The following is a 1,715-nucleotide window of genomic DNA, read 5'->3' as shown; positions in this document are numbered from 1 at the left end:
TCCGATGAGTGCCGCGGAGACCGGATTACGGCGCGCTGCGTTGCCAAGATCCTTGATAAAGTCCGAGCCCTTTTCAGTCATGTCGGTCATCGGACCATCTCCCTCGCTGCCGCTTTGTCACGCTGTACTTCTTCAATCGTTGCCGTCGGCTTCAATGCATCGCCCGAGAGGCGGTTAAGGCCCACCACGATGAGGGCGGTCGACAGGGCCGCTGCGCCGCCTCCGGCGATGAGATATGCGATGGGCTCGGAGAAGCCGCCCTGTATGAGGGCAGCCGCCGCGGCAAACAACAGCAGGACAAGCGCGGGAATCATGATGACTGCCCCAGCACCCATCATTGCGGCGGCTCTCCCGGCCTGTCCGGCCTTTTCGGACAGTTCGGCGCGAGCCAGCGCAAATTCGTTTCCGATCAGCTTTGCAAGCTGACCGACCGCATCGCTGAACAGTTCCGGGATCGAACGATCAGTTCGAGAAGTCATCGCGGTACCCTCGGTTGTCTGTTGCGGAGGAGCGGCTGTCCGTTCTCAGGACTTGCGAACTCGGGCCGTCGTCACTGGAGGAGCTCTTGAGGAACCGAACGGCTCCAAAACCCGCCAGGACCGCCAAGCCAAGGAAGGCCGTGGGTTGACGGCGCGCAAAGGATTGCGCTTTCCGGACCACGTCGTTCAGGTTGCCGTTGCGGATGTGATCAGAAACTCCCTCGATCTGGGAGGCCGCCTTCCGGATGTAGGTGCCCGCGAGCGGGAGATCCGTATCGAACTCCCGTGCCGCGCGCCGCATTGTATCCGCCAGGTTGCCAACGTATTCCGCGCCGGACGATTTTTGACTGTTGACCGCGTCCTTGAGCTTGTCAGTAGCCTGAGATGCAACATCCTTGGCCGCATCGACGAGATCGGAGGCTTGGCCCTTGATGGCGTCGGTCGAGCTTTCAGCAAGATCCTTCGCCTTGTCGGTGAGGTCTCGGCCAGCCGACATGGCCTGCTCGCTCAAACTTTTCGTTGACGCAACCGCGTCGTCAAACTTCGCTCTTGCGGAGTCCTGGCCGGAAGACGCCGTGCCTTGATGTGCAGTTCCAATGAGGTCAGCCATGTCAGTTTCCTCCGCCGGGATGTGAATGGGGTGTCTTGTCCGGATCGAACGCCGTCGTGACAGCGCTTTCCGCCACGCGCCTGACGCGTTGCAGGATCTCGCTTGCCGACTCGTCCAGCTTGTCCGGGGTCAGGCCTTCCGCGCCGGCCTGCCGCGCCACGTTTTCAAAAATTTCGCCCGCTAAGCCCTTGGCAGCGTCGAAGCCTTTGGAAGCCGCCTCGCTCGCCCGCCTTCGGGCGGCCGCGGCTGCGTCTCCGACGAGATCTTCCTCCAACTCACTCTTGGGAAGCGCACTCGCAATCAGACCTCCGACCAACAGGCCGACGCCGGCGACCAGAAGTGGATTCTGCTGGATCGTATCCAACATGGTCTTTCCGGCGCGATTGGAATAATCCGCTGCCCTGTCCCGAACATCCCGGGCCGCTTCCAGCCCCGCATTCGCCGCCGACGAGGCGGCGCTTCGCGTGGCGGCGGCTGCACCAGCGGCGATATCACGCGACGAATCCATCGCGGAACCAGCAAGGTCAGACGCACTGTCTTTGATATCGCAGACACGCGTGTTGATCGCGTCACCTGCCGCGGCGGCCGAGTCCTTTAGCCGGTCTGCCAGATTGAGCTCCGCCATC

At 62.2% G+C, this 1,715-nt stretch carries 2 protein-coding genes and 1 pseudogene; all 3 read right to left on the bottom strand.

Annotation, left to right across the window (positions count from 1 at the left end):
- Positions 1-86 precede the first annotated feature (86 nt).
- Positions 87-479: a phage holin family protein gene (locus JQ558_RS36920; RefSeq protein WP_212296728.1), complete on the bottom strand. Its 393-nt coding sequence runs from the start codon at positions 477-479 to the stop codon at positions 87-89.
- On the bottom strand, positions 463-1,089 hold the full coding sequence (locus JQ558_RS36915; protein ID WP_212274643.1) for a YtxH domain-containing protein: 627 nt from the start codon (positions 1,087-1,089) through the stop codon (positions 463-465). Before JQ558_RS36915 ends, JQ558_RS36920 begins: the two co-directional genes overlap by 17 nt.
- A gap of 1 nt (position 1,090) precedes the next feature.
- Positions 1,091-1,715 (bottom strand): annotated as a pseudogene (locus JQ558_RS36910) (hypothetical protein); the annotation flags it as partial.

This window comes from Bradyrhizobium sp. AUGA SZCCT0160 (assembly GCF_018130105.1).
GTDB lineage: Bacteria > Pseudomonadota > Alphaproteobacteria > Rhizobiales > Xanthobacteraceae > Bradyrhizobium.
Note: the sequence above shows the minus strand (reverse complement) of the source record. Positions and strands in the feature narration are given on the sequence as shown.